This window comes from Candidatus Symbiopectobacterium sp. NZEC135, assembly GCF_025962695.1.
Window position 1 is genome coordinate 1 of sequence record NZ_JAGFPF010000525.1, and the last position, 1261, is coordinate 1261.

Consider the following 1261-nt stretch of genomic DNA (forward strand, 5'->3'; position numbering starts at 1 on the left):
CCATTTATTGGCTGTCTGACACCGAACTCTGAGGGGAAGGCGGCGGCTCACTCCTTCATCACGGCGAACAGCTTCAGCGTTAAATCACCGCCGTGATCGGGCACCGAGATAGCACAATGCCCGGAAGCCAGCGCATCCTGCACGCCGGAATGTTCAAGGTCGACCACAAAACAGAGGTTTTCCCAATTCAGCGGGATCGCCGCAGGAATGTGGCTCACGGGTTGTAGCGCTTTGCCCTGATCCACCGCCGCTTTACGCGCATGGACGGCATGCCGCGTCCCAACCTCACACTGTGTCATGATATGTGTGCGCAGTCGGTGTGAAGGCCAGGAAGAGCGCGCCAGCAGATAAATCCCGGAGACAGAATCCAGATTATGCGGCGGCAACTGCCCGACCCACAGGTGATCCTTTTCACGCATCAGCGCTATCCCCACGGCCCGTGCAGGCAAACAGGTTTCAAGTAACGCACTGAGCAGTGAAAAGAGAGACGGGAACACGTCGCCAAGCCGGGAATGATCATAGCGTGGAATATCAGCCGAGCTCCACGCCTGCGTATAGGGCAACAACGGCCCGGCGAGTTTAACCAGCTCGCGATAGACCAATTCCGGATGCAACGCTGTCGCCAGACTGACCTCACTCAGCACAGACTCGTAGCGATTTAGCACATTCAGCAGCCAAAACCGCGGGATATCGGGCTGTCCATTTTGTTCCGGTGGTTCATGGCGCAGCGCCAGCAGGCGACGTTTCATGCGTGAACGTAACAACAGTTTCTTCGACAGTGCCACCAGCATCGGTGAGGCGGAAAACGTTAGCAGCGGTGGGATGAACGAGGGATCGATTTCCCAGCGCCCTTGCGCATTGCGATTAAGTCGCGCAATGGGATAGGTTTGGTAACCACGGTTCTCATCAACGCTAAAGCGCACACGGATCGCGCGGCTTGCTGGCACACCGCTTTCGCTGGATTCTCTACCCGATGTTCTGACTGGATAGGCTAATGCAGTCGGTTCCTGCGCACGACAGCGATGAGGTAACAGATTACGCGGGTGCTCGTTGGCAGGGACCGCCAGCAGCACATCCACCTGTTGCTGCCGTTGTGCCAGATGTTGTTCCAGCGGTATTGCGCAGCAAAGCGCTGACACACCGGCGGTGTCAATCCGAGAGCCATCGGGCAGACAAAGGCGCAGTTGCTTTAGCGTTAATGACTGATGTTGCATTGCCTCTTCATCAAGTTGCAGCGCTTCAACACCCCACGCATTTGACA

General features: G+C 56.8%; 1 protein-coding gene. It reads right to left on the reverse strand.

Annotation, left to right across the window (positions count from 1 at the left end; genetic code table 11):
* Window positions 1-47: 47 nt before the first annotated feature.
* On the reverse strand, window positions 48-1261 hold a 1214-nt coding region (gene tssK, locus J5224_RS28440), incomplete at its 5' end, for a type VI secretion system baseplate subunit TssK (RefSeq protein WP_264628455.1).